The 26671-nt window shown below is 71.1% G+C and carries 23 protein-coding genes; 12 read left to right on the forward strand and 11 right to left on the reverse strand.

The genetic code is table 11. The features are described from left to right. The first annotated feature begins 74 nt into the window (after nucleotides 1–74). Nucleotides 75–671 (forward strand): TetR/AcrR family transcriptional regulator, encoded by a 597-nt coding sequence (locus ACGFZP_RS31685; RefSeq protein WP_392939555.1) that lies wholly within the window; start codon nucleotides 75–77, stop codon nucleotides 669–671. Between the two features lie 24 nt (nucleotides 672–695). Here the strand turns inward: ACGFZP_RS31685 and ACGFZP_RS31690 are convergent, their stop codons facing one another. Further along, entirely contained in the window at nucleotides 696–1433 is a 738-nt protein-coding gene (locus ACGFZP_RS31690; RefSeq protein ID WP_392939557.1) for a hypothetical protein, read from the reverse strand. Between the two features lie 230 nt (nucleotides 1434–1663). Between ACGFZP_RS31690 and ACGFZP_RS31695 the strand changes: the two genes are divergently transcribed. Continuing rightward, on the forward strand, nucleotides 1664–2536 hold the full coding sequence (locus ACGFZP_RS31695) for a twin-arginine translocation signal domain-containing protein (protein ID WP_392939558.1): 873 nt from the start codon (nucleotides 1664–1666) through the stop codon (nucleotides 2534–2536). A gap of 85 nt (nucleotides 2537–2621) precedes the next feature. Here the strand turns inward: ACGFZP_RS31695 and ACGFZP_RS31700 are convergent, their stop codons facing one another. Both ACGFZP_RS31700 and ACGFZP_RS31705 read right to left on the reverse strand, forming a co-directional pair. Beyond that, nucleotides 2622–4880: a SpoIIE family protein phosphatase gene (locus ACGFZP_RS31700; RefSeq protein ID WP_392939560.1), complete on the reverse strand. Its 2259-nt coding sequence runs from the start codon at nucleotides 4878–4880 to the stop codon at nucleotides 2622–2624. A gap of 210 nt (nucleotides 4881–5090) precedes the next feature. Further along, nucleotides 5091–5426 carry a hypothetical protein gene (locus ACGFZP_RS31705; RefSeq protein ID WP_392939562.1) on the reverse strand — a complete coding sequence of 112 codons (336 nt, stop codon included), beginning with the start codon at nucleotides 5424–5426 and terminating at the stop codon, nucleotides 5091–5093. Nucleotides 5427–5827: 401 nt separating this feature from the next. Here ACGFZP_RS31705 and ACGFZP_RS31710 point away from each other — a divergent pair, with 401 nt between their 5' ends. From ACGFZP_RS31710 to ACGFZP_RS31725, 4 genes are all read left to right on the forward strand, one after another. After that, nucleotides 5828–6337 carry a hypothetical protein gene (locus ACGFZP_RS31710; protein ID WP_392939564.1) on the forward strand — a complete coding sequence of 170 codons (510 nt, stop codon included), beginning with the start codon at nucleotides 5828–5830 and terminating at the stop codon, nucleotides 6335–6337. A gap of 201 nt (nucleotides 6338–6538) precedes the next feature. Next, a complete protein-coding gene (locus ACGFZP_RS31715; protein ID WP_392939566.1) occupies nucleotides 6539–6913 on the forward strand; it encodes a DNA/RNA non-specific endonuclease in 375 nt (124 codons plus the stop codon). Nucleotides 6914–6921: 8 nt separating this feature from the next. Next, complete coding sequence (locus ACGFZP_RS31720) at nucleotides 6922–7467, forward strand: hypothetical protein (protein ID WP_392939567.1); 546 nt, start codon at nucleotides 6922–6924, stop codon at nucleotides 7465–7467. A gap of 696 nt (nucleotides 7468–8163) precedes the next feature. Next, nucleotides 8164–9078 carry an SMI1/KNR4 family protein gene (locus ACGFZP_RS31725; protein ID WP_392939569.1) on the forward strand — a complete coding sequence of 305 codons (915 nt, stop codon included), beginning with the start codon at nucleotides 8164–8166 and terminating at the stop codon, nucleotides 9076–9078. Between the two features lie 354 nt (nucleotides 9079–9432). Here the strand turns inward: ACGFZP_RS31725 and ACGFZP_RS31730 are convergent, their stop codons facing one another. Both ACGFZP_RS31730 and ACGFZP_RS31735 read right to left on the reverse strand, forming a co-directional pair. Continuing rightward, nucleotides 9433–9843 carry a hypothetical protein gene (locus ACGFZP_RS31730; RefSeq protein WP_392939570.1) on the reverse strand — a complete coding sequence of 137 codons (411 nt, stop codon included), beginning with the start codon at nucleotides 9841–9843 and terminating at the stop codon, nucleotides 9433–9435. A gap of 593 nt (nucleotides 9844–10436) precedes the next feature. Next, nucleotides 10437–10799, reverse strand: coding sequence for a hypothetical protein (locus ACGFZP_RS31735; RefSeq protein WP_392939571.1), 363 nt, complete (start codon nucleotides 10797–10799; stop codon nucleotides 10437–10439). A 1457-nt stretch (nucleotides 10800–12256) separates the two neighbouring features. Between ACGFZP_RS31735 and ACGFZP_RS31740 the strand changes: the two genes are divergently transcribed. Further along, nucleotides 12257–12409 (forward strand): hypothetical protein, encoded by a 153-nt coding sequence (locus ACGFZP_RS31740; RefSeq protein ID WP_392939572.1) that lies wholly within the window; start codon nucleotides 12257–12259, stop codon nucleotides 12407–12409. A 297-nt stretch (nucleotides 12410–12706) separates the two neighbouring features. Here ACGFZP_RS31740 and ACGFZP_RS31745 read toward each other — a convergent pair whose 3' ends face one another. Both ACGFZP_RS31745 and ACGFZP_RS31750 read right to left on the reverse strand, forming a co-directional pair. After that, complete coding sequence (locus ACGFZP_RS31745; RefSeq protein WP_392939574.1) at nucleotides 12707–15016, reverse strand: FtsX-like permease family protein; 2310 nt, start codon at nucleotides 15014–15016, stop codon at nucleotides 12707–12709. After that, complete coding sequence (locus ACGFZP_RS31750; RefSeq protein ID WP_392939575.1) at nucleotides 15013–15723, reverse strand: ABC transporter ATP-binding protein; 711 nt, start codon at nucleotides 15721–15723, stop codon at nucleotides 15013–15015. Before ACGFZP_RS31750 ends, ACGFZP_RS31745 begins: the two co-directional genes overlap by 4 nt. 140 nt (nucleotides 15724–15863) lie before the next feature. Here ACGFZP_RS31750 and ACGFZP_RS31755 point away from each other — a divergent pair, with 140 nt between their 5' ends. The 4 genes from ACGFZP_RS31755 (at nucleotide 15864) to ACGFZP_RS31770 (ending at nucleotide 20521) form a co-directional block, all read left to right on the forward strand. Continuing rightward, nucleotides 15864–16700, forward strand: a complete 837-nt coding sequence (locus ACGFZP_RS31755; protein WP_392939577.1) for a sensor histidine kinase — start codon at nucleotides 15864–15866, stop codon at nucleotides 16698–16700. Then, entirely contained in the window at nucleotides 16697–17389 is a 693-nt protein-coding gene (locus ACGFZP_RS31760; RefSeq protein ID WP_392939579.1) for a response regulator, read from the forward strand. The genes ACGFZP_RS31755 and ACGFZP_RS31760 overlap by 4 nt, the downstream gene beginning before the upstream one ends. A gap of 1319 nt (nucleotides 17390–18708) precedes the next feature. Next, nucleotides 18709–19287 carry a GNAT family N-acetyltransferase gene (locus ACGFZP_RS31765; protein WP_392939580.1) on the forward strand — a complete coding sequence of 193 codons (579 nt, stop codon included), beginning with the start codon at nucleotides 18709–18711 and terminating at the stop codon, nucleotides 19285–19287. A gap of 439 nt (nucleotides 19288–19726) precedes the next feature. Then, nucleotides 19727–20521, forward strand: a complete 795-nt coding sequence (locus ACGFZP_RS31770; protein ID WP_392939582.1) for an amino acid permease — start codon at nucleotides 19727–19729, stop codon at nucleotides 20519–20521. A gap of 194 nt (nucleotides 20522–20715) precedes the next feature. On the opposite strand, the gene ACGFZP_RS31775 is transcribed toward ACGFZP_RS31770, so the two are convergent. After that, complete coding sequence (locus tag ACGFZP_RS31775) at nucleotides 20716–21255, reverse strand: hypothetical protein (RefSeq protein ID WP_392939584.1); 540 nt, start codon at nucleotides 21253–21255, stop codon at nucleotides 20716–20718. Nucleotides 21256–21916: 661 nt separating this feature from the next. Between ACGFZP_RS31775 and ACGFZP_RS31780 the strand changes: the two genes are divergently transcribed. Beyond that, on the forward strand, nucleotides 21917–22057 hold the full coding sequence (locus ACGFZP_RS31780) for a hypothetical protein (RefSeq protein WP_392939586.1): 141 nt from the start codon (nucleotides 21917–21919) through the stop codon (nucleotides 22055–22057). 54 nt (nucleotides 22058–22111) lie between these two features. On the opposite strand, the gene ACGFZP_RS31785 is transcribed toward ACGFZP_RS31780, so the two are convergent. The 3 genes from ACGFZP_RS31785 to ACGFZP_RS31795 form a co-directional block, all read right to left on the reverse strand. Then, nucleotides 22112–22792, reverse strand: coding sequence for an HAD family hydrolase (locus ACGFZP_RS31785; RefSeq protein WP_392939588.1), 681 nt, complete (start codon nucleotides 22790–22792; stop codon nucleotides 22112–22114). A gap of 481 nt (nucleotides 22793–23273) precedes the next feature. After that, complete coding sequence (locus ACGFZP_RS31790; RefSeq protein WP_392939589.1) at nucleotides 23274–23399, reverse strand: hypothetical protein; 126 nt, start codon at nucleotides 23397–23399, stop codon at nucleotides 23274–23276. Nucleotides 23400–23941: 542 nt separating this feature from the next. Then, the gene (locus ACGFZP_RS31795; protein WP_392939590.1) at nucleotides 23942–26617 is read right to left on the reverse strand and encodes a tetratricopeptide repeat protein; all 2676 of its coding nucleotides are present in this window, start codon (nucleotides 26615–26617) and stop codon (nucleotides 23942–23944) included. Nucleotides 26618–26671: the final 54 nt, after the last annotated feature.

The raw sequence follows: 26671 nt of genomic DNA on the forward strand, positions 1-26671 counted from the left end.
GGGCCGCACCCGCCCACAGAGATCATCCGCTCCATTACGATGGCGGCCGGATTCGGCGCGGAACGGGGCAGCAGGTGACAGAGAAGGCGGCGGGGCGGGCACGTCCCGGTGGTCGCGCGGCCCTGGTGGTCGCCGCCGTCCGGAAGGCGACTGACGAGCTGTTGGAGGAGGTCGGCTTCGAGGGCCTGATCCTGCCCGAGGTGGCGACCCGCGCCGGGGTGAACAAGACCACCGTGTACCGGCGTTGGCCCACCAAGGTGGCCCTGGTCACCGACCTCTTCCTGAGCCGCACGGCCGAGCAGGACCTCGGCCGCGACACCGGAAGCCTGGTCGGCGATCTCGTGGCCACGCTCCAGGACATCGTGGACAACCTGAGCAGTCCGGCCGCCCGCGCCGTACTGAGCATGGCGATCGGCGGGGTACTGGACGACACGGCCCTCGCGGCCCGCGAGGCGTTCTGGGCCGAGCGGTTCCACCGCAGTGCGGTGATCGTCGAACGCGCCGTCACCCGCGGCGAGCTGCCGCCCGGCACCGACGCCCGCCTGCTGATGGAGGACGCGAGCAGCCCGGTGTACTTCCGGCTCCTGGTCACCGGCCAGGCACTCACCGATGCCGACATCGAGCTGTTCGCGACCCGGGCGGCGCAGCGGGCGGGGACGACAGGCGGGTGAGGGCCCGCCGTCCCCGGCTCCGGCTCAGTGCGAGGCGTTGAAGGCTGACTCCACCCAGTTGGAGAACTCGATCGCCAGATGCTTCCGGTGCTCGGACAGGATGCGCGGCATCGTGAACCGGGGGAACTCCACGCACAGCCGCGCGTGGAAACCGCCCGGTTCGTCGCGGAGCTGGTGTCGCACTCCGCCGATGGGCAGGCCCTTGACGCTGCGGGCGACACCCGCCATCTGCTCGCTGAACTCCATCTCTCGCGGTGTCGTCAGGGTGGCGGTGTCGAGGTAGTCGACGAGGAACCGGGTGGCCGCCGGGCTCCCGCCGGTGGTCTCGATCACCTCCTGCCTCCCGTCGGGCAGGGCCCGGATGAGGAAGTGGTCGGGGTGGGCGGCCACCATGGAGCGCACGTAGTCCGCCCTTGACGTGTCCCCGAACCACTGGGCGAACTCTCGTGCGCTGCCCCCGGCCACATGGAGATCGCACACGCTGAGCGCCCGGCGCCCGCGGGAGAGCCCAACGGCGGCACGGGCCACGCCTTCACCGATGCGCAGGTCGCGCCGCAGCCGCCGCTTGATCTCCTCGGCCCCCAGGGCGATCTTGCTGTCCGTGAACACCACCCGCTGCTGCGCGAGGTCCCCGGCCGGCACGGGCAGGCTGATCTTCGCCGCCGCCGCGGACAGGCGCTCGGCCTCCCATGCGAGCACCTCGTCCCGGGCGACCGATCGGTCACCGATCACCGCGGACACCGCTACCACTGCACGGGCCATGAAAGCTCCTCCGGTTGTGTTCGAACAACCCCGACTGTGCGGCGAGTCACCTCGCGGCGCCGGCACGACGCCCACCCGGGGCCGCATCGACTCAGCCCTACACTATCGCAACCCTGGTTGCCATAGATGTTTCGCCTCGATTGCCGCGACTTCCGTCGAAGCCCTTGACGTCGACACGCCCCACCCCAACCATAATCGCAACCAAAGTCGAGTTAAGGAGCGATGTCCGGGTGATTTCACGAAGAAGATTCATGACGACCGCCGCGGTGGTCACAGCAACTGGGGCGCTTGCCTCCTGGCCGCTGCCCGAGGCCGACGCTGCGGGCCCCGCGCTCGAACTGACGGCCTGCATCGACGGCAGCACCCTCGACCGGGCAACGGTCCTCCGGTGGGAGGCGGCCCGGATCCAGGTGGCCTCCCAGCGGCTCAGGAACTGGCTGCCCGGCGCGCTCCTGGCCGAGTTCGACGCCTTCCTCGACGCCGCCCCCAGCATTGCGACCGTGGACCAGGACCGCGAACGGCTGGCGGATCTCAAAATGGGCCTCGGAGAGGACCGAATCCGCGAGATCCTCGCCGTCGACCTGGCGGTCACTGGTCCCGCAAGCCACCTGGCGGCGGCCACGGGCAGCTGGGCGGTCAGCAGGGCGGAGGTCACCAGCACGCTCGGCACCGCACAGGGCTTCGTGACCTGGTTCAACAGCCGCATCAACGCCGACGACAAACACGCCATGCTCGTCGCCTGTCCCGACCACTACCTCATCCGCACCCCTGGCCCCGGGGTGCAGGAGGTGATCGAGGTGACCGGCGGCGCCGTACTCGGAGCAAGGTTCGTCATCGACTACGCCGACACCGCCGGCGTCCCGATCGCCGTGGACCCCGCCTTCCCCGTTCGCGCCGCCGGGTGGGCCCGCGACGACTGCGGCACCGAGATCGGCGCCGTCCGCCACCAGTTCCAGGACAACCCCCGGGGCGGGTTCCGCGCGAAGCTCGCCGTGGCGTTCCCGGCGGTGGTACCGCCGGAGATGATCAGCACGCACCAGTGGCACCTGGCGTGCGAATTCTCCAACTGGGTGACCGGCTACGCCGCCTCCATCCGAAACTGATGCCGTACACGCTCTCCGGCGCCGCCTCCAAGCCGTCCCGTACGCCGTCACCACGGCTCGGCAAGGACCCCCGGCCACCCCGGGGTCAAGGCGGCGGCCCGGGCAGGGTCTGCTCCGCCCAGATCACCTTGCCCTCCCGGGTGTACCGCGTACCCCAGCTGTTGCTGAGTTGCGCGACCAGGAACAGCCCGCGGCCGCCCTCGTCGAAGATGCGGGCCCGGCGCAGGTGCGGGGAGGTGTTGGCGCCGTCCGCGACCTCGCAGATCAGCGTCGACTGGAGGATCAGCCGCAGAGTGACGGGCTGTCGTCCGTAGCGAATGGCGTTCGTGACGAGTTCACTGACGATGAGTTCGGTGCTGAATGCCAGTTCGTCGAGATTCCACGCGGTCAGCCGGTCGGTGGCGAAGGAACGCGCTCGGGAGATCAGCGAGGGATCCGACGGCAGCTCAAGCGTGGTGACGTGGTCGGCATCCAGCGCGCGGGTGCGGGCGAGGAGCAGGGCGACGTCGTCGGTCGGCCGAGCCGGCACCATGCCCTCCACGATCCCGTCGCAGACGGCGTCGAGCGACGGGCCGGGCCGGCCGAGGAGTTCGCGCAGCTTTGCCAGTCCGCCGGCCGGGTCCCGGCCGGCGCCCTCGATGAGACCGTCCGTGAACAGCGCGAGGATGCTGCCTTCCGGTACCTCGAACTGGACGGTCTCGAAGGGGAGACCACCGAACCCCAGCGGCGGTCCGGTCGGGGCCTCCACGAACCGCGCCTCCCGGATCCCCGCGCGGTCCCCATCGACAGCCGGCGGCACCCAGGCCGGCAGTACGTGCCCCGCACTCGCCAGGGAGCAGACGCGGGTGACGGGGTCGTAGACCGCGTACAGGCAGGTGGCACTGATCTCGTCCGGGAGCCGCCCCTCCTCGTGCTGACTCCGGATGACCACGTCATCGAGGTGGGTGAGCAGCTCGTCCGGCATCAGGTCGACATCCGCGAGCGTCCGCACCGCGGTGCGCAGCCGCCCCATCGTGGCGGAGGCGTAGAGGCCGCGCCCGACGACGTCCCCCACGACCAGGGCGACCCGGGCCCCCGACAACGGGATCACGTCGTACCAGTCGCCGCCCACCCCGGAGCGGCCGCCGGACGGCAGGTAACGCACGGCCGTGTCGACAGCACTGTGCGCGGTGACCACGCTCGGGAGCAGGTTCTGCTGGAGGGCCAGCGCGGTGGTCCGCTGGTGGGTGTACCGGCGGGCACTGTCGATGTGGACGGCCGCCCTGGACGCGATCTCCTGCGCCAGCAACAGATCGTTGCCGTCGAAGGGCGTGGCGTCCCGGTGGCGGAAGAACTGCGCGATGCCCAGCGGCACGCCGCGGGCCCAGAGCGGAGTCATCAGCACGTCGTGGATGCCGAAGGCCTCGACCGAGCGCCGGTGCGGCGCGGAGTCCGCGATCCACGAAGGCAGCCCGTCCGCCGCAGTCCGGTACCGGGCCGGCCGGCCGGTCGTCACCGCTTCGGCGGGCCCGGACCCGTACGGGTAGCTGTGCGTGTGCCCGGTCGGCACGACGGCTTCCGGACACCCCTCCAGGACGGAGTGATGTGCGATGCGACGCAGCGTCACCATGTCCGCGTCGAGCGGCGGCTCTTCCGCGAAGAGCGCTGCGTCGAGGAGGTCGACTGCCACGAAGTCGGCCAGGTTGTCGACGCCCACCTCGGCGAGTTCCTGCGCGGTACGGGTGATGTCCAGGCTGGTGCCGATCCGGCGGCCCGCCTCGTTGACCGCCAGGAGCCGCTTCTGCAGCAGACGGTCCCGCGCTTCCTGGTACGCGGCCACCGCCTGCCCGGAAGTGCGGTCGACGTACGCGAAGGACAACTCGACCAGCGAGCCGAGCACCGCACTCGGCACTTCCGGTTCCGTGGTGGACCGCGCCACCTCCTCGCGGAACAGGCCGAGCGCGGCAACATGACCCAGCCGGTAGCTGCGCAGCAGCTCGCTGATGTCTCCGCCGTATTCGGCCAGGCGCGTGGCGAACTCGATGGCGGCAGGCGGAGCCTCGACGTCCGCGGTGTCCCGTCCGTGCTCGATCATGCCCAACATGGTGTCGACGTGCTGCTCGACGGAGAGCAGGGCGAGGTCCGCGAGATCCTCGTTCGCCGACACGGTCGGCACTGCCTCGCTCACCAGCGTAACCAGCCGCTCAGCCAGCTCGTGCGAGTGCGGCTGGAGTCGAAGCGTGACCTCACGCAACAACGCGGCAACGTCGATCCCCATGTACCGAATGTAGCGGATCATCCCCTTTACCCCATATCGTGCGATGCCGGAAGGCTCGATCGGCTGGCTTCCGCCCACGGAAAGCACTGCGCCACGGGAGACGGTTCCTTGTACTGCCCCGACGCGGGAGCCCCGTCGGCCGCAGGCGCCCCACGCCAGAACTCGACCAGCACCTGTTCTTCCGCAAGCTCGGGCTCGGCGGACTGAAACCCGGCGGCCAAGCGGACCTGGCGCTTCGGGGATGGCGCCCGCACCGCGTGCGGCCGCGGAGCTGGCGCTGATGACGGGGACGCGCGGTCAGGAGTGGTCGACCCTGCGCTGCCGGATCTCAGCCTGCTCGACGCAGGGCCGACCGGTGGACGTGGACCTGGCGGCCCCGTGTACCTGCTGCTGGAGCGGGGGCGGTGGCGGGGCGGTCCAGTGTTGGAGGGTGATGTGGGGGTAGTGGTCGGACAGCGCGCTGTTGAACGTGACTGTGCGAGGCGCGGTGGTGGCGAGCCGGTCGTGGCGCGGGGTGGGCGGTTGGTCGTCGGGGTCGCCGCTGGGCGGGGCGGCGGTGGCCGGGCTGCCCCCGCCGCCAGGAGCGGCGTACTCCGGTGCCGGCTGCCGGCCAGACGAAAGTGGGGCGATCACCTGACAGTAGGTGGCCCGCTTTGGTACGCCTTTTCCATGACCACCTCCAGGCCTGACCAGGTCCCCGCCGAGGACGACGAACCGGCCTCCGCCGCCGTCAGGGCGTGATGAGCAGGACCTGACCGGCGGTCTGCCGGGCCCATGCCGATCTGACTGCCCCGCCACCGGGGCTGGTGCCGGTCGGCGTCTACAACACTGTCGGACCCAGCTTCTGGCACTCCTCCACCGCGGACCAGGTCGCCTCCCAGCTCTGGGGTGGACGATTCCCCTGCCCGACGGCCGCAGTCCCCATACGGTGCGGCCCTGCTGCGCCGAACCGCACCGCCCCAGGCCTGGTTGGCGGCACAATACGAGGACCTGGGGGAGGCTCAGGAAGCGGCGCGTCAGCAGGGGTCCAGACCTTGAACATCAGCGACCAGAACAACCTTCCGGATCAGCCCGCCGTCCCGGGGCCGCCAGTCGGCCCGATTGACGGCCGCTTCGGCGTACCGGCCGATCCCTGGGCCGCCCTGGCGCTGGGGATCTCCTTCACCGGAGGCTTCCGACTGTCGGACATCGAGCAGCTGGTCCGTACGGCCGGAGCACAGCGCGCTGGCTCCCGCGTCATCGAAGGCATCGAACAGCACCTCGCCGACAACCTGGTCGGGCACCTTCCGGGCCGACTCCCGACGGACAGCACGTGCAAGGTGCTCCTCTACAGCAAGAACGCCCCGAACATCGGCTACGTTCTGAGCGTGATCCACGCGCTCGCCACCGAGGACGCAAACGAAGACACCAACGCCCGGGTTCACCAGCTGGAGTCGATGCTGAGGGGCATTACGCAGGTGTCGCAGGCCCAGCACATGGCCGTTGCGGCCATGCGCACGGCCGACGGGGCGCCGCGCGTCAGTACCGGAGCAGGCCAGCGGTAGGCGTCACGATCCCGCCGTGTGCCCCGGGTTGTGCCCGGCGGCCGCGCTCCGGGTGCGCTGCAGGCGGATCTCCTTGAGGTAGTCGCAGCCGTTCGGGCAGCCGCCGCCCGCCTTTCGGCTGCTGCCAGCCCGTCAGGCCGCTGCCTGCCCCCGCCCGTTGTCGGTCCGTCGGCCTGCCGCCCGGGCCCGGCCGCCGGGGAGGTGCTCAACCCGCATAATCAGACCTCGACCCATATCCTGGGGAGTGAGGTCGAATGGCCGATTGAGAACCCGGATCTTTTGCCGCCAGGCTTCGCGCTGGGTAGCGGGCTGAATCGAGGCCATCTGCTGGCGCGACAGCTTTGCGGAATCGGTACGGACCGGCGCAATCTAGTGCCCCTCTACAGTCTGGTCAACACGTCCGCCATGAAACGGTACGAAAACCGGGTAAAGAAGGCGGTGGACTCAGGCGAGACGGTCTACTATGCGGTGCGCCCGACCTATGATGGTGACAACCCGATGCCGACATCCATTGTTCTGATGGCGTGGGGTGATCGCAATGCAAGGTTCGTGGCGAGGATTCCGAATGTCCGTTAGTCGTAGAGGTGGTTTCTGACGTGCCAAGCTGGACTGAGCGCCTTGCTGTCGACATTGGCTGGACCCGGCGCCGCGGGTCGATTAACTGGCCTTCCGTTGAGTCGCTGCTCGGCACTTCCCTCCCTAATTCCTATAAGTCGTATTCCGAGACCTTCGGATGGGGCGAGTTCAACGGATCCTTCGAGGTCTTCGCTGCGACCCCTGACCTCAATCACGGAGGTATCGCGGGTGAGGTCAGGAAGCGCGCAGAGCTGGTTGAGATTGACGATGAATTTGAGGAAATGTATGCCCCGTATGGAATTTTCCCGCGCGTTGGAGGATTGCTGATCTGGGGGGTTACCGGTCGAGGTGACTCACTCTTCTGGGAGACCAGGGCGGATGACTCAAACGACTGGCCTATTATTGCGATCACCGAGGATGATCGCGCATTCTCCTACCGCATGGAGATTTCCGAGTTCCTCTTCAAATGCATTGCCAGTGACGAGGTGAGGCAATTTTCAATTGCCTCCAAGATTCGCGCTGGAAGCTTCATGCCGATCGACTCATATGAGTAGCCGGAGCGGGAATGGGTGGGATTGTCGAGGGAATGGGCTTCTGATTCGGTTTGGGGTTCGTGTCGGTCAGGCAAGGGGATGGGGAGAGTAACTCCGCCTGACCCACGTCCCCCGGCCTGTCGGCAGGCGGAGGACCCTCAGCGCATCGCTCGGTAGATCACTGCGGGTTGTCCGCCCGGAAACGGGCGGACAACCCGGGGTGGCTGGACCGGTCCGGCCTGCCGTTCAGCGGGCGGACCAGATCGGGCAGTCGGCCCTGCTCCCGTTCTCGCCCGGGTCCTGGCCTCGGCCTCGGTGTCGGGGTGGTGGGTTCTGGTGCGGCCTTCCGCCGCTCGGTCCGCGCTGGCCGTTCGGGGCTGCCGGTTCCCGGTTCTGGCGCCGCCCGTGCTGTTGCGTCGTCTTTCCCGTCCCGGGTGGTTTCGTCACAGGCTGTTGGTGGCGTAGTCCTGTTCCCGGCTGTTCCGGTGTTTCCGGCGTGGCGTGCTGCCTTGAATGATCGGCATTCCCGGTATGGAGGCCTCGGGTGGGGCTTGGTCGTTTGCTGTCGCGTGTGAGTCCGCGCAGGAACGCCGGCGCGCGATCACCGGTGCTCGCCTGGTCGCCCTGGTCCGCTCCGGCTCCCGTTCCGAGAGCGGCGCCCTGGTCGAACGCGCCGAGGTCGCGGTATGAACCGAGGGCCTCACCTCCAGCAGCCGCGTGGTCGAGGTGGAACTGGCGATCGATCAGATCGCCATCGTGAGTCCGGCCGAAGCCACCGCGACTGTGCGCTGCATGCTTGGGCCGGTACTGCGCGGCGCCCGCTTCGACCGCATCCGGGACTCGGCAGAAGCCATCGACCTGGAACTGGCGAAGATCCTCGCCTACCGCCGGTCCGTCGAGGAGCTCGGCCCCGTCCACACCGCGCTCGTGACCCTCCGGGGCGTAGGAGTCCAACTCCTGGTGTCAGCCACACCGCGCTCCGGCTGGCAGGTCATCCAAGGAACCAACCCGCCGCCGCGACCAAGTTGTGAGAGGAGACCGGTTGTGGTCGACCATCTGGATGGGGTTCAGGCCGTCATCGGGCCGCCCAGTGGGCCCGGGGCGTCGGACGAGAGCTGGCGTGAGCTCGAGGCGGAGCTGGGCGTTGAGCTGCCAGGCGACTTCAAGGAGCTGACGGGGCTGTACGCGCCGATTCTGATCAGGCACTCGATCACCCTTTGTAGCCCCGCAACAACTGCCTGCAACTTGGGTGTCTACATGCGGGAGACCGTGGTCGCCTACGAGGACTGCGAGTTCTCGGAGGAGAACTTCCCCGGGTTTCGCGAGCCCTTGGGGTTCGGTGCCCCGGACGGGCTGATTCCCGTCATACCGACGGCGCACGGGGAGTCCGTCTTCCTGGCCCGTACCGACACCCGGTACGGGTGGTGCATCGTCGTCTATGTGGGGGCCGATGGCGAGTTCTACCGTTACGACCTGACCTTCGCCGAGTGGTTCCGCCGCTACCTGCAGGGGGAGGACATGGCAGGCCCGAACAGCGGGCAGGACTTCCCGAACCCGATCATGCTGATGGACCTCCACGTGCCCTCCGGAGAGAAGCCGGTGGAGCGGTTCGGGCCGGTGCGACCGTCGTAGACGCCCCGCACCCCACGCCAAGGGGGCGAGCGCCGGCCAGGCCTGCTGCGGGCGCCGGGAGGGCCCGTGATGTTCCGTCACGGCTGTGTCGTGCCAGTGGTTCTGAAGCAGCTGGTTTCTGGATCATGCTCTTGACCTGGTGTTCTGCAAAGGCTGGAACAAGGTGTCTCAACAGCCATGAGCTGTGGGTTTCCTCATTTGGGCAAGGATCCATGGCTGCTGGCCTGGTGGTTTGCAGGAACTGGGACAAGTCTCAGAAGCGGTGGTGCGATCTACAGGGTGCGCCCCTTGTCCGGCGGCTGGAGCCGGCCCCGGCCCCGGCGGGGTGCGGCCTGATCGGGCGGCTTGTTGCGGTCAGGGTGTGGGTCGGTGTCCGTGGTTCGGGCCCCGGGGATCGGGGAAGAGGCTGATGAGTTCGGTGGGGACAGGTTGTTGGCCTGGTCCGGGGCGGGGCCGGGGCCTTGCGGGGCGGGCGTCCGTAGCGGACGCACTGCCATCAGGGGCAGCCCGGGCGCCGGGCGGGCCGTGTTCGGTGCCGAGCGCCTGGTGCGGGGCGGCCAGGTGGTCGCGGGCGGTGCGGGCGTGCCGGACCACCTGGGCAAGGTGCTCGCCGTCCATCGTCTCCGGCTTGGACTGCCCTGCGGCAGCCGACTGGGGGCCGATCTTCTCCAGCAGCTTCCGGGCCTCCTGCCGCAGCCGCGGGGTCTGCTGGTCCAGGCGGCGCCTGCGCAGGGCGGCCTGACGGCGGGCCTGCCCGTAAGTCACAGGCCGGTGCGGTGGTGCGGGTGGTGCGGGTGGGCCCGGGTAGCGGGCGTGTGCAGCGGGGGCCAGCGCACACGGCGGCGCCTTCCCCGTGAGGCTTCGTCACCAACCCGCCGTGACGGAACCCGGCGGGCGACCGCAAGCCGCCCCGCTGCGCCCGTTCGCCGGGGTGTCGAGCCTGTCCGCCACCGCCCCGGCCCGTGCCGTGTGAGGCAGCCCGGCCCAGGGCTGCGCCGGACGGTTGCGTCACCGGCAGGTGGTGACGCAACCGCGCCCCGCGGGCGCCCTGGTGGGACTGGCGCTGTCGGGCCCCCGGCCGGGCGGGGCCGGGTCCGGCCTTGGCATCGGGTCCGCCTGCCCGGTCCGCCTGGGCGGTCCTGGTCGTTCCCCCCTCCCTGTTTGTCTGGTCGGGCCTGGTCCGTTCCCGTGTCCGGCCCGGCTGTGCTGCCGGGCGGTCGCGGGAGGCCCCGGCCCGGAGCGGGGTGGCGGTCTTCGCCCGTCCGCGCGGTACCCGTCCCGCCGGGCTCCCGGCCCCTGGCTCGGGCAGTCCGGCGGCCCGGGTACGCAGGGTGCCGGCCCGGGTACGGAGAGGCAGATCAGGCCGGCAGCCAGGACGGCCACCACGGGGGGACGTTGCTGCTCGGGCAGAGCCCCGAATCGCCGTGGTACCCGCTCGGCGTGCCCATCAGCGCGAAGCACCCGTCCGCCAGCACCGCGAGCGTGAGCAGCACCAGGACGGCCGGAACGATCCCCCGCCAGGCGATGGGCAGCCCGGCCGTCAGCCGCCGCGAGGCCGCCCACGCCGCGACCGCCGCGACCAGGAACAGCGCCTCCATGCCGGGCCACTCCACGACGGTGAACGAGAACCGGTGCTGCGGCTCCCATGCCGCATCGCAGTAGCTTCGCGCCGCGGCCACCAGTACCGCGGCCCCGTACCCGCCGGCCAGCCCCAGCACCACGACCCCGCCCCCTGCGACCCCGCGCAGAAAGGCCGGCCCCCGAACTCCGTTTGCCTGCCCGGACCTTGCATCGACTGGGATACTCATGCCCCTCCGGACGCACCCGCCGCGGCAACGGTTCTCCGCCGCCGCCACCGTCCGTGTCCTCCGTACCCCCGCACCGCTGCGCCCCCGCCTTGCCGCGCTCCGGTATGCCGAACTCGCCTGAACGCGAGCACCGGGAGGCAATGGAGCTGCTGGCGTGCGTGGACTGCGGTGCGGTCCCGGACCAGGAGCGGGTGTGGGTGTGGGTTCACAAGGGCGGCACCTACTGGACGTACCGCGCGGGCGGCGGTGGCCGGTCGCCGGGAGGGCTGCCGGGGGGTAGTGGGGGCGGGTCTGCTGCCGGGACCTGCCGGGCGGTGGAGGTGCGCCCCGTGGAGGGCTGTTCGGGGCGGTGTCGGTGGGCGCCGGTGTGCCGGGCATTCCGGAGGGGTTGGGGCTGGGGGTGGCCGGCCCCCGGGCGCGGGTCGTGGTGTGGTCGGCGTCCGGGGGCCTGCAGCCGGCCGGCGGGCCGGGTCCCGTCCCTTTTTGCTGGTGGTGCCTTCGGGGTTGCGGGTGCGGGTGTGATGGCCGGCCGTCGGCGGGGCCTGGGGTGGGGGCCGGCGCTGCCGTGCTCCCGCCCGTTGGGCGGCGGGGAGGGCTGTTCGGCTGCGGCTTGTCGGTCGCGGCGCGGTGCGGTGTGGTGCGGTGCGCCCCTGTCCGGCAGCTGGTGTGGCTACAGGCCGTGCCGGCGGGGTGCGGCCTAGTCGTAGCCCGGTGTCTCTTCGGCCTGCGGGCGGGCTGTCGTCACGTCGTCGTACAGACGGCCCAGACCGATAGCTGCACAGTTCCGTTTCCCGGGGGGTTGTAGCCCTCGACCAGCCAGGTCCGCCCGGGCTGACCGTCTGAGGGGCCGTCGGGTACGTTCCTCCTGATCTGGAAGCCGGGGCTGACCTCGTAGCCGCCGCCGGTGACGACCATTCCGGCTGGGCAGTCCGCGTAAGCGAGGCCTGCATGTCCGGCGGGGATGGTGATGCGAGCTCCCTCGTACCTGTTCACGTAGGCCCTGGTGGCGGGCTGTTCCGCATCAACCGCGGATGCGCCGGCGATCGGGACCAGGCAGGCAGCCATGGTCGTGCCGGTTACTGCCAGGACCTTGAGCGCTGATATCACTGTCACTCCCTAGTATTGAGCCACCGTTCTTATGCGATCGAATCAGTAGGGGATCGGGGTGACACCTCACACGCGCCAGCCGGGTGATCGGCGGGCCGGGTCCCGTCCCTTTTTGCTGGTGGTGCCTTCGGGGTTGCGGGTGCGGGTCTGATGGCCGGTCGTCGGCGGGGCCTGGGGCGGGGGGTTGGTGCTGCGGTGCTCCCGTCCGTTGGGCGGCGGGGAGGGTTGTTCGGCTGGGGCTGTCGGTCGTGGCGCGGTGCGGCGTGGACGCCGACCACGACTGCGACCAGGACGACGGGCCCGAGATCGGCTGGGACGGCCGGGCCGAGTGCTCCGCCTGCGGCTGGTCCATGGAAACCGACTTCACCGACGGCGACTACATCGAGTCGAACCACCACTGCGCCACCGACCAGTAGCACCACCGCCACAGGGGCGGCCCGACCACGGGCCGCCCCTCACTCGTCTCCCCGCCGACCCGGAAGGCAGCACCCGCGATGACCGACACCACCCGCCCCGACCCCGCCGCTGCGCCCGTACGGCTGGAGCTGCCCACGTCCCGCAGCCGGCACGTTCCTGTCCGCCGGGGAGTACTGGGAGGAGGACGCCCGCGTGGACGTCCCGGCCGACACCCTCGGCGTCATCACCCACGTCCGCCGCCACCCCACCCCGTGGCCGTACGTCGTCGCCTTCGACCGCGCCCGGTCCACCCCGGTCTACTCGGTGTGCAGTACCGAGGCGATGGTCATCCGGGCCGCGGACCGGGCCGGGACGAGGGCGCCGAGGACGGCGATCGCCACGCCCGCCAGAAGCATCGCGGCCAGCTGCGGCGCGTGCCAGACGTCCTTCATGTACTCGGGGAAGTCGACCACCCCGACGTGGTCCACCACGAGGCGGTGCGCCACGATCCCGAGCGGGATGCCGAGCAGCCCGCCGACCGCGCCCAGCCCGGTGACCGAGGTCACCGTCATCAGCACCACCTGCCGGGGGGTCATCCCGATCGACTTGAGCATGCCCAGGTCCCGGCGCCGCTCACGGGTGTTCAGGAGGACGGTGTTGAAGACACCGAGCGACGCGACGAGGGTCAGCAGGATGGTGAACACCGTCGAGAAGGTGATGACGGTGGCGGTGCCGGCGTTCCCCGGGTCCAGCACTGAGGCGCTCAGGCCCGGGTCGATCGCCCGGACCGCCTCGGCGTAGGCGCGCGCGTCGGCGCCGGGGGCGAGCCGCACCGCGTACTCGGTGGCGTGGGCCTGCGGTGCGAGCTGGGCGAGGGTCTGCCAGGTGCCCTCCAGGGCCCGGGCATTGCCCTCGATGAGCTGACCCACGACGGTCACGGAGACCTGTCGGCCGTTCAGCTCCAGCACGACCCGGTCACCGACCTTCAGAGCGCGCTGGGTCAGGAACGACGGCCCGGCCACGACCTCGCCCGCCGCCACCGGCGCACGGCCCTTGACGATCAGGTGGGAGTACGAGGAGTCGTCCCCGCGGTAGAAGTCGGCGAAGACGGGCTGGCTCTGCCCCGTCATGCCTGCCTGGGCCAGCGCGCGGGCCCGCACCCCCACCGCGCCCGGGAGGGAGCGCAGCCGTTCCTCGATCTCCCGGTCACCGAGCAGGGGGGCGGTCCGGCCGTTGCCCGGGCCCCCCGCCTCCACCTGGATCCTGGCGCCGCCGTCCTCCTTCCCGACGTTGCCGAAGGCCACCAGGGTGCTGGTCAGTCCGGTCGACAGGGTCACCGTGGTGACCCCGAGGACGATGGCCGCCAGGGTCAGCAGCGTGCGGGCGGGGCGGGCGAACGGCTGGCCCAGGCCCAGGCTGACCGGGCGCGGCAGCCGGGTGGCGCCGAGCATCCGCTGGACGTGCAGCCCGCGCCCGGCCCTCGGAGCGCCGCCCGCGCTGATCGCCTGCGCGGCGGGCAGCCGGCGGGCCCGCAGGGCGGGGACCAGCGCGGCCAGCACAACGAGGGCGGGCATGCCCGCCAGGCTGGCCACGGACACCCACGGGCTGATCCCGCCGACCGAGGCCCGGCCCACGTCGATGCCGGTGAAGACGACCTTCAGGATCGGCCCGGCCAGCGCGTTGCCGGCCAGCGTGCCCAGCACGCAGCCCACCACGGCCGGCACGGAGAGCATCGTCAGGTAGACGGCGACGACCTGGTTCGGGGTGAAGCCCAGGGCCTTGAGCACCCCGATGTGCCGGTACCCGGAGACGACCGCCCCGCTGACCACGTTGCCGACGATCAGGGTGGAGACCAGCAGTCCGAGGACGCCGAAGAGCGTCATGAACGGGAGGTAGGAGTCGACCAGGGCCGAGAAGGCCTGCTTGAGGACGAGGTAGTCCTGCACACCGGTCAGCGACTCCGCGGGCAGCCCCGCGGTGGCCCCGGCCAGCCCGGCGCCCAGCTGGGCCTGCGTCGAGGACTTCGTGAAGCGGTAGAGCATCTGGGCGGCGGAGGGGTGCAGTGCGGCCATCTGCTCGGGCGAGACCCAGGCGCTCGCCGACTTGCTCATGCTGGTGGCGAATCCGACGACGGTCAGCGTCGCTCCTGCGGGCGTCTCCAGCCTGGTGCCCAGCAGGTCCGGGCCGGGGGAACCCTGGACGGACCAGTTGACGACGAGTTCGCCGGGCGCGGTGGCCCAGCGGCCCTCCAGCAGCTCGATCCGGTCCACGGGCCCCGCCGGGTCGGCCCGGCCCACCACCGTGAGGGTGCCGCCCGCCATCCAGAGCCAGCCCTTGGGGATGTCGACGACGGCCTGCCCGAAGGGGCCGGCCGCGCTCTCCACCCCGGGCTGCCGGGCGGTCCGCGCCAGCTGCTCCGGCGATACCTTCGCGGTGTCGAAGGTCGCCACCGCATGGGCACCGCGCTGTTCGGCGTAGGCCTTCTCGAAGGGGCCCGAGGCGACGCCGAGCAGGGCCAGCGCGAGCAGGACGGTCGTGGTCGAGCAGAACACGACGAGCCCGATGACGAAGGTCTGGAGCCGGCGGCGCTTCACGGCCGCGCGCGAGGCCCTCCACACGGCGCTCACGCGGTCGCCTCCAGCACGCTCTCGCGACCGACCCGGCCGTCGGCCACTTCGATCAACCGGCTGGCGCAGCGGGTGGCCAGCTGCGGGTCGTGGGTGACGATCAACAGGGTCTGGCCGATCTGGTTCAAGTCGATCAGCAGGTCCATCACCTGCTCGCCCGACCGGCTGTCGAGGGCGCCGGTCGGCTCGTCGGCCAGCAGCAGCGCGGGGCGGTTCATCAGGGCCCTGGCCACGGCGACCCGCTGCCGCTCGCCGCCGCTCAGCGTCGCCGGATAGTTGTTCCGGCGTTCGGCGACACCGAGCTCGTCGAGGAGCTCCAGGGCGCGGCGGCGCGCCTCCCGGGCCGGGGTGCCGGTCAGCTGCGCGGCCAGCGCCACGTTGTCCAGGACCGGCAGATCGTCGATGAGGTTGAAGAACTGGAAGATCATGCCGACATTGCGGCGCCGGAACAGCGCCAGGCCGGTCTCGTTCAGCTTTCCGAGGTCGTGGCCCTGCACCTCGACCGTGCCCGAGGTCGGCCGGTCCAGCCCGGCCACCATGTTGAGCAGGGTGGACTTCCCGCAGCCGGAGGGGCCCATCACGGCCACCGCGTCCCCCGCCCTGATCTCCAGCGACAGGCCGTCCAGGGCCTTCGCGTCGCCGAACTCCTTGTGCACACCGTCGAGCCGCACCACCACGGGCCGGTCGTTTCCATGATCAGTCGTCATGGCTCGAAACCTATGGCGGAGCCGGCGGACGGGGCGTCACCCCCCGGATGTATCCGTCCGGGCGGGTCATCCCGGGGATGTACGCAGGTTGCATCCCGGGGATGGTGCGGAGCGTGTCGTACAGCTGCGAAGATGATCACGTGTGGGAATCCTGGACGATCTGGCTGGTCATCGCCCTGGTGGCGGCGGTCGGCGCCGCCGGGTGGCTCGGCGTGGCCGCGGTACGGGCACGGCGGCTGTACCGGGTGGCCATCGAGGAGCGCGGCTGGCTGCTGGAGCGGGAGCGCGAGAGCGCGTCGCGCACGGCGGTCGACGCCGAGCGGGCCAGGATCGCCGCCGAACTCCACGACATCGTCAGCCACAACGTGAGCCTCATGGTGGTCCAGGCGGGGGCCGCCCGCGAGGTGCTGACCACGATGCCCGACGAGGCCGCGGCGGCCATGAGCGCCGTCGAGACCGCCGGCCGGAACACGATGACCGAGCTGCGGCACCTGCTCGGCGTGCTCGCACCGGCGCAGGACGGCGACGACGAGCCCTACGACATCGACCTGTCACCGCAGCCGAGCCTGAGCCGGCTCAGCCCGCTGATCGACCGGATCGCCTTCGCCGGCCTGCCGGTGGAGATGCGTATCTCGGGTGAGCCGCGCCCGCTGCCGACCGGGGTCGACGTCACTGCCTACCGGATCATCCAGGAGGCCCTGACCAATGCGCTCAAACACGGGGACGGAGCGAAAGCCGAGGTGACGGTGCGATACGCGGACAACCACCTGCGGGTCGAGGTGCTGAACAGCGGGCCGAGCGTGCTGTCGGGCAACCGGCCCGCGACGGAGCCGGCCCGGGGCAGGGCGGACGGAACGGGCCGCGGACTGCTCGGGCTGCGGGAGCGGGTTGCCGTCTACGGTGGCGATCTGGACGCCCGCCGCCGCCTCGGCGGCGGTTACCGCGTCCGCGCCCGGATCCCGCTGGACCGGCCGTGACGGCGCACACCGGGGCCGCCCCCCGCGTCGTGATCGCCGACGACCAGGAGCTGGTCCGCACCGGGTTCCGGCTGATCCTGACCGCCCGCGGCATCGACGTGGTGGGCGAGGCCGGTGACGGGGCCGAGGCGGTGGCCGCCGCGCGGGAACTGCGACCCGACGTCGTCCTGATGGACATCCGGATGCCCGGCATGGACGGCCTGGAGGCCGCCCGCCGGATACTCGCGCAGTCCCCGGACTGCCGGGTGATCATGCTGACCACCTTCGACCTCGACCACTACGTCTACGCCGCCCTCGCCGCCGGAGCCAGCGGATTCCTGCTCAAGGACGTCACCCCCGCCCATCTGGCCGCCGCCGTCCACCTGGTCAACACCGGTGACGCCCTGCTCGCACCCTCGATCACCCGCCGCCTGGTGGAACGCTTCTCCGCCGGCACCCCGACCACCGGCCCGCACCCCGCGGCCCCGGCCGTCCACCGGGACCTGGCCGCCCTGACGCCGCGCGAGCGCGAGGTGCTGACCCTCATGGGCCGGGGCCTGTCCAACGCCGAACTCGCGAGGGAACTGACGCTCAGCGAGGCGACGGTGAAGACCCATGTGGCCCGGATCTTCGCCAAGCTGACCCTGCGCGACCGGGCCCAAGCCGTCGTCCTCGCCTACGAGACGGGGCTCGTCGCGCCGGGCGGCTGAGAGCCGCCGCCGCGAACGCAGACGACCTCCGGGCCGCCGCGGGCTGCGGGGAGGCGGGGCTGACCGTGCTGGACCGCGAGATCATGGCGACCGACGGCGACGTCAGCTGGGCCAGGATCAGTGCACACCCCCCGAGAAGGTCCTGGCCGCGACGAAGGCGGCCCTCGGCATGGTCGATTACGCCTTCGATCTCTACACGACCCGCGCACGCGCCCCCTTCTGACGCTTCCCCGGCCGGCCGGGGAAGCGAGAGGACCGGGACTGGCGGGCAACCGGCGGATCTTCCACGGAAAATTCCGCGGTCCCCCGGGCCCGGGCTTCCGTTCCCGGGAGACCGGTTCACCGGTTCCGTCGGGGGCTGCCGGCCGTTCCCCGTCCTGCCGGTCCGGGCGGGCTCGGCGGGCGCTTGTGTCCGGTCAGGGCTGGTGCCGGGTGAGGCGTGGTTCGATGGCGGTGTACCGGCTGTGGCGCTGGTCCGGGGGCGGGGGTCCGTCCCAGTCGAATCTCGTACAGGACGTCGCCGGGCCCGGCTGCCCCGGAGCGGCGCGGTGGCGGGGATGCGCCCGTGGCGGGAGGGGAGGACCGCGTACTCCGCCGCCCGCTCGCCTGCTCTCGGCCGCTCCCCGGCCGCCGTCCGTCGGCCGTTGTCCTGCCGCTCCCTGCCGCTCGGCTGCTCGGTCCGTCCTGCTGTTCCCCGGCCGGCCGCCGGCCCGCTCGCCCGGCCGCTCCGCTCGCCCGCTCGCCCGGCCGCTCCGCTCGCCCGCTCCGGGCCCGTTCGGCCTCGGTCCGGCCGCCGGCCGCCGTCTGTTTCCAACGGCTTCCGTCGGCCCCGGCCTTCCGGGGCGAGTTCCAGACCTCGTAGCAACACCAGATGTGTGAGGTGTTGCAACGACCAGGGGAAGTCGGGGAGTTGGAAGGCCGGGACCTGCTGCTCTCGCGGACAAGCGTGATCGCTGTCTTCGGCTCATGGCGCAGGGGGTGAGCAACTCGGCGGCGTGCCGGGAGGTCGGGAACGACCGGTAGCGTGTGATGTGCAGCGCCCGCCCGCTGACGCGCCCCCGGCAGGATGCGTCTGGGCGGGCGTTCGTGCTTTGCGGGATTTCGTGGTTCTTGGTGATGGTCTCGTCTGCTTTATTCCGCAGGTCCGTCGGATACCCGGGCTGGCAGGATCGGTTCCATGTCGATAGATCCCTTGCTGGCCAGAGCCCGTGGGCTGTGGGAAGAACTCGCTTCGGCGCCCGTGTCGTTCGCGCCGGCAGGAGGCGTGAGCGTGGTGGTGTCACCGGAGTCGAGGATGTGCCCCCCCGGGTTGGGTGGGCGTGGTGGTGCTGGTGAGTTCGGCGATCGTGACCACGCCCAGCGAGGATGCGGCCGAGACGGTGCGCGACGCGCTGGCGAACCTTCCGGTAGGGGCTCTCGCCGGTGCTCATTCGGTCCGCGGGGTGCTGCCGGTGGCCCGGGTACTCGGCCCCGCGGCCCTGGCTTATGTGTCCGACGACGGGTTCCGGTCGGCGGCGGGCGGGCTGACGGTGGAACAGTTGCCGGGCGGGCATCCCGAACTGCGGGAGTTGGAGAACCTGGCGGGTGCGGGCGACTCGGGCGAGGCCGGGCTGAGCGAGATCACCTCGCCCGCGTTCGTGATCCGTGAGGAAGGCGAGGTCGTCGCCGCTGCCGGATACCGGTCCTGGCCGAGCCGGACCGCCCACGTCAGTGTGCTGACCGCCCCTGCGTGGCGAGGGCAAGGCCTTGCCCGGGCGACGGGTTCCGGAGCGGTGGCGCACGCGCTGGCCGCCGGATTGCTCCCGCAGTGGCGGGCCCGGGTGCCCGCATCCCGGCGGGTCGCGCTCGCACTGGGTTTTCGCGAGCTGGGCGCTCAGCTCAGCGTGGAGCTCGCGTAGAAGGCGGGTCGGAGCCCGCTTGGATGGCGCCCCTGGGCGGGTGCCGGAACCAACGGCACCCGCCCGCGTGACATGTCGGTGTATCAGGCCGGCTTGTCCGCTTGGTGTTCGAGCGGGCAGATGATCCAGTCGATGGCGGTGCCGAAGCCGTACCCGGCACACAGGTCGGTCATCTGTCCGTGATGATCCGCCGCACCTTCGACGCTCCGCTGGAGCCGGCCCCCCCAGCTCCAGGTCACTGCCGAGCTCGACCCCAGCGCCGTCCACGAGCTGCGTCGCTGAACTCGGACACCGCGAAGGCGCCGGTCACCACCTGGTGGCCGGCGCCTTCGGTTCGGTTCGCCCGGGGCTACTCCGCTGCGCTGATGAGGGGGTTTTGGGCTGCCCATCGGGCCACGGCGCCGCGGTTGCGGGAGGTGAACAGGCCGGCGGCGGCCTGATGCTCGCCATGATCATGGGTCTCGCCACCCTCGTCGGCTTCGACTCGGCGGCGAACCTGGCGGAGGAGGCCAAGGACCCCTATCGCAGCGTCCCGCGCGCGATCGTGGGATCGGTCATTGCGGCCGGAGTTCTGGGCCTGCTGTTCCTGATCACACTCACCGTCGCGATCGAGGACATCCCCCGGATCAGCGCCGACGGCTCGCCGGTCGCGGCGATCATGCGTGAACGCCTCGGTCCGGTGGCGGAGAGGTCGCTGCTGGTCGCGATCACCATCGCGTTCTTCGGCGCCGGGATCGTGGTGATGGTCGCCTGCTCGCGGCTCGTCTATGCGATGTCGCGCGACTCGCGGTTCCCCGCGTACCGCTTGATGCGCCGCGTCAGCCCTCGCACCAGGACGCCGATCCCGGCGACGGTCCTGATCTTCGCGCTGGGGGTCGTCCTGATGGTCGCACTGCCGGGCGCCGCCCTGCTGAAACTGGTCACGGCATCGACGATCCTCCCCGCTGTCACCTACGGCTCGACGGTCGTCCTCTACCTCGCCGTCCGTCGAGGGCTGAGCCGGAGGGAGGGGTCGTTCGACCTCGGACGCCTTGAGCTGCCGGTCGCGATCTGCGCACTGGTGTGGACGCTCGTCGCACTGTTCGTGCTGGTGACGCCGGCGGAGGCACTCACCCCCGTCGTGATCGTGATCGGCCTGCTCCTCGTCGGCGCTCTGTTCTTCCTCGGCATGCTGGCCTTCGGCCGCGAGGCGCTGGACGCCGAGCCAGGAGACGAGAGCGCCTTCAAGCACTGACGAGGCCCCGACCCCCGTCTGGCGCATCGCCCCTTCAAGATCCCTGTACACCACTCCGCGGGACGCCATCGGGTCCGGGTCGGTGCCGATACCGGCGAGCAGGGCGGTGAGGCTGCTCATGGCCGGGCGGGGTAGCGGGTACCGCCCGGCCGCGCCCTGCCCGACTCGCCGCACTGCCCTGTCCGGCGTGTGGGCTATGCGTCGGTGCCCAGCGCCCTGCGCGCGGATTCCTCAAAGGCTTCGGCTAGAGGCCGCTTCGCCCGTGCGGCTTGCTCAAAGCGTTCCTTGCAGTCCCGAAGTGCGGGCGCGTTGCCAGCGATCGCGCAACGCCACCAATCAGCGCCGCGCATATCCCACTCATGCATGGCCCGCCGCAGCTGGTTCGCGGCGCTGGCGACTTCGCCCGGCCCGGCCACACTCACCGCGGCGGCCGCGGTGCTGAACTCGGTCCACGCGTCATGAACGACTGCGAACGCCGCCTGCCAGTCCGACGGGCCAACCAGTGAATCGCCCAACTGGTCCCCCGCCTTCCACAACACGTTCGACAGCCGCTTCGCTGTCAGCACGAGCTGGCTGTACGCATCCCGTCGTAGCTCCAGCAACCACCGCTCTCGATCGGCCTGTTGCTGCGACCGAAGGTGTTTTGCCTGGCCCAGCAGTGTCAACGTGCCGCCACCGATACCGCCTACGGCGCCAACAAGAGCCCCGAGAACGGCCGCTGTACTTGCGTCCATGCTCGCATTAGAGCCTGCAGTATGGCCGACCGTCCTGGGTTTCCCGGCTCCCGGCCCCGGGCCCCGGCCGCCGTCCCGGCGCCGTACGGCTGCGCCCGTTCGCCGGGGTGTCGAGCGTCCCGGCCCGTGCCGTGCGAGGTGGCCCGGCCCGGCCGGGCTGTGCTGGGTGGTTCCGTTACCAGCTATCGGTCACGGAACTCTTGCGGTCGTCGGGTGTGCCGTGTGACCTGGATGGGTTTTCCATATTCGATGGCCTGTTGTCAGACCAATTTTCGGGGGTGCGGTCCTGGTCGGGTGCCGGGCGGTGGGGTTCGGCGGTGCTGGTTTCGGTGACTTTGGGTGTTCGTGTCGCGGGCTGGCGGGGTGGTGGAGCCGGCCCGGGGGAGGGCGGCGGCGGTTCTGGGGCGGTTCCCGGGCCGGTTCGATTTGACGTCCCGTCGGAATGCTGCCTCTGATCGCCCTGTGAATTCCGCCCGGTAGTTCCGCCAGCGGTATTCGCCGGGAATCATTGGTGAATGTGCCGGTTATGGCGGGTGGGGAGTTCGGTTGTCACCGGTCGGTGGAGTGCCGCCTCACCGCGCCGCCGCCCGGGTGCTGCCCCGGCCCCGGGCGGCGCCGGGCTTCGGACTGCTGCGCCTGGCCGTGGTGGCCGGGATGGTGGGTGACCGCTGTTCCCGGACTGCTGTGCCTGGTCGTCGTCCTGGCCGTGGTGGCCGGGCTGCTCCCCGCTGTCGGGCTGTTTCCCGGCCCCGGCCTGCCCGAGGGCTGCCTCGCCCAGTCCGGTCTGGATATAGACGACTGACAGTGATGATGTTCGTGGTGGCGCTGTCGGCGCTACATGACCGTGCCGGCTGCATCAGAAGAGGGCTAGGAGTTCCGTCAGAGAGGTGATGGACGGCACGTTGGAGGCGGACGCGTCTCGGCGCAGCGCACGTCCCGCATAGCCGAGCCGGATCGCGGCGTCGACCAGGTCCGGATCGTCGTCGATGAACAGGCACTCTGCAGGTGCGAGCTCCAGGGCGTCGCTGGCGTGGTGGTACATGCGCGGATCCGGCTTGGTGCAGCCGAGGAGGGCGGAGATTGCATACGCCTCGAAGAACCGGTCGATCCCGAGTCCGGCGTGGAGGACGGGCAGATTGGGCCAGGCATCCGACACCACGGCCATCCGGACCTTCCGTCGGCTCAGCTCCTGCAGGGTCTCCTCGACGTCTGGATAGGTCTCCAGGAACACGGGGGAGGGGACTTCGCGGCACAGATCGGCGAGCAGGTCCGGGGTCGGGTCCACGCCGAGGTGGTGGAGCATCACCCGGTGGTAGTCGTCATAGTCGGGCGTTGATGACGAGGCGGCGAAGAAGTGGTCTCCCACGGTGACAGCCGCCGCGAACTCTTCCGGTGTGATCGAAGGGGCGTGGGCGAGGACGGTCTGCTCGAAGTCCGCTCGCGGGTTCCAACGCCCGCCGATCGGCTGCATCAGCACGCCGCCCGAGTCGAAGAGAACAGCGCGGAGACGCTCGGAAGAGGCCGGCGGTGTCGTCACCCGTCCAGTCTGGTGGACGGATGCCCACTGGTCGACCCCCTGTCGAGTCGGACGCCAGTAGCAATTCCCGCCCCGGTCAGACCGACATCACGAATTCAACTTCAGTAGCCGGGTGGTTTCGTAACCATCAGCTGGTGACGAAACCACCCGGCCCGGCCGTTCTCGCCCCCGTCGGCCTGGTCTGGGTGCGTGGGTCGGTAGTCTGCCCGGCCGGGCTCTGCTCGGGGGCCTGCGCGGTGGACGGCCTGCTGGTCGCGTGCGGGCAGGGGCCGGCTGACGGCGCTGCCGCCCGGCGCCGACGAAGCAGGCCCCTCGGCGGTGCCCTACCGGGCGTGACGGGCAGCGGCGCGGCCCCGGGGCCGGACTATCCGGCCGCGGGCTCCGCCGGTTCGCCCGTGTGCTTGAGCCGGCTGCGGGCGGCGACCCGGTCCCCGACCGGCAGGCCGGCCCAGAACCCGTCCGCCCACACCGCGTGGGCGGCCTACCGCTCGGCCTCCTCCAGCCGCGCCGACTCCGCCAGCCCCTCCTCGGCCAGCCCCTCCCGCGCCGCCTCCAGACCGCTCCAGCCCGGCAGCACGGCCAGGCGCGCCCGGCGCTCGGCCTGCACAGTCTCCAGCGCCCGCTGCGCCTTGATCAGATGGCCGGGGAACTCGAAGGTCTTCAGTTGCTTGCCTACGGCAGGGAATCGTACGTGCGACCGGATCCGCGGTCCGGCCGCGCCCCGCCGGTACCTTGACGGCCGTCCCGGAGCGGGCGGGCGAGTCCTTGACGGCCGCCCCGCCCACCTTGATTCCCGCCCCAGGTCCCGGCGGGATTCCTTGATGGCCACCACGCCACCTCGGTGGACACCTTGACGGCCACCTTGGAGGGCGTCCCCGATTCCTTGGAGGCCGCCCCGTCAAGTCGCCTCTGTCGCCGACAGAGTGCCTCGCCTGCCTGTCGGCGTCGCCGCGCATCCGGGCCTGGGGAGCGTAGTTGGTCGCGATCAAGAGGCGGTCCGGGTACCAGCGGCTTTCCCTGCACCCGGCGCTGCGCCCGCACCGCCCTCCGCCGACTGGCGATCACCTGAACGAGACTCCCGTTCGATCGACACGTCCCACGATCGGTACGACAGTGGCTTCTTGGCGCCGTGCCCGTTGCGGACGGCTCTCAGGCCGTACGGGCCTCGGCGAGGTAGTCGGCCAGGGCGCGGGTGCTCCAGTGGTCGGTGCCGAAGGTGGCGGTGAGGCCGGTGAGCGCCGACTCGTAGAGCGGGACGGCCCGGTCGAGGTCGCCGGTCAGCTGGTACAGCCGGGCCAGACTTCCGCTGCTGATCAGCGTGTCGGGGTGGTCAGCGCCCAGTCGGCGGGTGCGCTGCTCCAGGACGGTGGTGAGCAGTTCCTCGGAGCGGTCGAACGCACCCGTGTCCCGCAGGGCCGTGGCCAGGTTGTGACGGTAGGTCATGGCCGCGATGCCCTCCGGCTCGGAGAGCTCCTCCTGGATGGCGAGGGCCTCCTCCAGCAGCGGCACGGCGCCGGGTGCGTTCCCGGCCCGCATGAGGCAGGTTGCGTAGCCGGAGAGAGTGGACAGGGTGTCGGGGTGCCGGCTGCCCAGGACCTCCCGGTGCTGTTGGAGGGTGGTTTCGAACAGCTCGGCGGCGGTCGTGAGGTCGCCGGTCCAGTCGTAGGCGGAGGCCAGCAGCTTCCGGTTCGCCAGGGTGTCGGCGTGCAGCACGCCCAGGATTTGCTCGCGCTGGACCAGGGTCCTGCGGCAGAGCTCCAGGCCCGCCTCCGGCTCTCCCGTCTTGAAGAGCATGTAGGCGAGGTTGCTCTGACTCAGCAGGGTGTCGGGGTGGTCCTCGCCGAGGATCCGCACGCGCTTCTCCGCAACGTCCCGGTAGATCCGGGAGGCTTCCTCCCGTTGCTCGGCGGCGTCCAGGGCGTAGCCGAGGTTGCCGAGGCACTCCAGCGCCTTCGGGTGGTCCGCCCCCACTCGGTGGACCATGTCGGCCAGCGCCTCGCGGTAGGTGGCGATGGCCTCCGCGGATCGCCCCGCGCCCTCGTAGGCCCCGGCCAGGTTGTTCCGGACGGTGGCGGCGTTGAGCCGCAGGGGCGCCGAGTACTCCTGCTCCCAGTGGACCAGGCCGCCGTGCTCGTGGCGGAGCAGGTCCTCGTAGATCTCGATCGCCCGGTCGAACTGGTGGCCGTTCTCGTAGGTGGTGGCCAATCTGTTCCGCAGCGTGAGCGTCCGGGGGTGATCGAGGCCGAGATGTGCGGTGCTGTCGGCCACCGCCGCGGCGAACCCGTCTTCCGCGCGCTGCAGTTGGCCGCGCGCCAGATGGACCTCCGCGAGGCTCGCCCGGATGTGCAGGGTGATGAGGTCCCCGCCGCCGAGCACCCGAGTGGCCCGTTCCAAGAGCTCCTCCAGGAGGTCGGCCGCGGCCTCGAGCCGGCCCGCCGCCCTGAGCGAGGTGACGACCGCGCCTTGGGCGTTCAGGGTGAACGGGTGGTCGGCGCCGAAGCTGTCGGCGGCATGCCGGGCGTAGACCTTGAAGAGCGGGAGCGCCCGGACGGTCTGGCCGCGCTCATGGAGGTGCAGCGCGGTGTCGGAGAAGAGCTGGGACGGCCCGGTGCGGTAGGTGCCGGGGTCGGTGGTGGAGAGCGCGGTCGCGTGTGCTGCGAGCCGGGCGAGTTGGACGGTGTCGGGAGCCTCCTCCGGCCCGTTGGGGTACACGGCTGCTAGCAGGATGCGCTCGGCGGCCTCCCGTCCGCGCCGTGCGGGAGGCGGCCCGTCTGCAGTGGCCAGCGCGGCCGCTTCGCGGGTGGCCCGGTCGCGCAGCACCTTCTGCACCAGCCGGTGGACGGTCACCTCCTCCAGGGAGAGGGTGACCATGCTGTAGGCGCGCAGCAGGCCGAGCGCCGTTCTCATTTGGACTGGACCGGCGGTGAGGTCGGCCAGCAGCTCCCGGGGGAGGCCGTCGGGGTCGAGCCAGGCCAGGGTGTGGAGCAGCTCGACGGAGAGTGGGTTGCTCTCGGCCAGCGCGGTCAGGGTCAGAGCCCAGACGCCGGCGACGGTCTGCTCGTCGCGGGCGTGGTCGAGGGCGGCCTCGTTCAGGAACTCGTGGAGGCTGCTTCGGTACTCCTCGATGCTGGTCATCGTCTGGTCCATGTAGGCGCCGGCCTGTTCCAGGGCGAGTGGCAGGTCGCCGAGTTCCCCGGCGAGCTGGCCGGCGTGCCACTCCTCCTTCGGGGAGGCGAACGGTACCCAGGAGGCGATCAGCGCCACGGAGTCGGTGCGGGGGAGGACACTGAGGCCGACGAACCGTACCTGGCCCTGCCAGCCGGTGGCGTACCGGCTGGTGATCAGATGGTGTCCGCGCGGGAGACTGCCCAGGAGGTCCCCCAGCAGGGCCGGTTCCTCCACGTTGTTGTGGACCAAGAGCCATCTGTCGTGCTGTTGCAGCCAGGCCCTGGCCCAGGCGGCCCGGGCGGAGAGCGACGGCTCCGTGCCCGTCCAGTGCGGGCTCAGCCGCTCGGCGATCGCGGCGAGGGCCGCCTCGGTAGCCCCGGGGACGGCGGAGTCGATCCACCAGACCAGGTCGTACGACTCGCTGTGCAGGTGGGCGTACTGCAGGGCCAGCTCGGTCTTCCCGACCCCGCCCAGGCCGTGCAGGACCACGGCCGGAGTGCCGGTGCCCCGGGCCAACTCGGCCCGCACCTCGGCCAGCTCGGCCGTCCGGCCGGTGAAGGTGTGTTTCCGGGCGCGCAGGGACACCACGCCACGGGCCTCTGTGTCGGCGGCGTCGCGCACCGCGCTGGCGGGCAGCACCGTGGTCCGGATGGTCACCGAACCATGGATGCTGCCTCCGGCGGCTACCGACGCGATGCCCTCGGCATGGAC

Source organism: Kitasatospora sp. NPDC048239 (assembly GCF_043202015.1).
Lineage (GTDB): Bacteria > Actinomycetota > Actinomycetes > Streptomycetales > Streptomycetaceae > Kitasatospora.

Bases quoted from the DNA above. Each gene is read 5' to 3' on its own strand.
- ACGFZP_RS31690 (WP_392939557.1), bottom strand. From the start codon at position 1,433: ATGGCCCGTGCAGTGGTAGCGGTGTCCGCGGTGATCGGTGACCGATCG.
- ACGFZP_RS31750 (WP_392939575.1), bottom strand. From the start codon at position 15,723: ATGACGACTGATCATGGAAACGACCGGCCCGTGGTGGTGCGGCTCGAC.
- ACGFZP_RS31770 (WP_392939582.1), top strand. From the start codon at position 19,727: ATGCTCGCCATGATCATGGGTCTCGCCACCCTCGTCGGCTTCGACTCG.
- ACGFZP_RS31775 (WP_392939584.1), bottom strand. From the start codon at position 21,255: ATGGACGCAAGTACAGCGGCCGTTCTCGGGGCTCTTGTTGGCGCCGTA.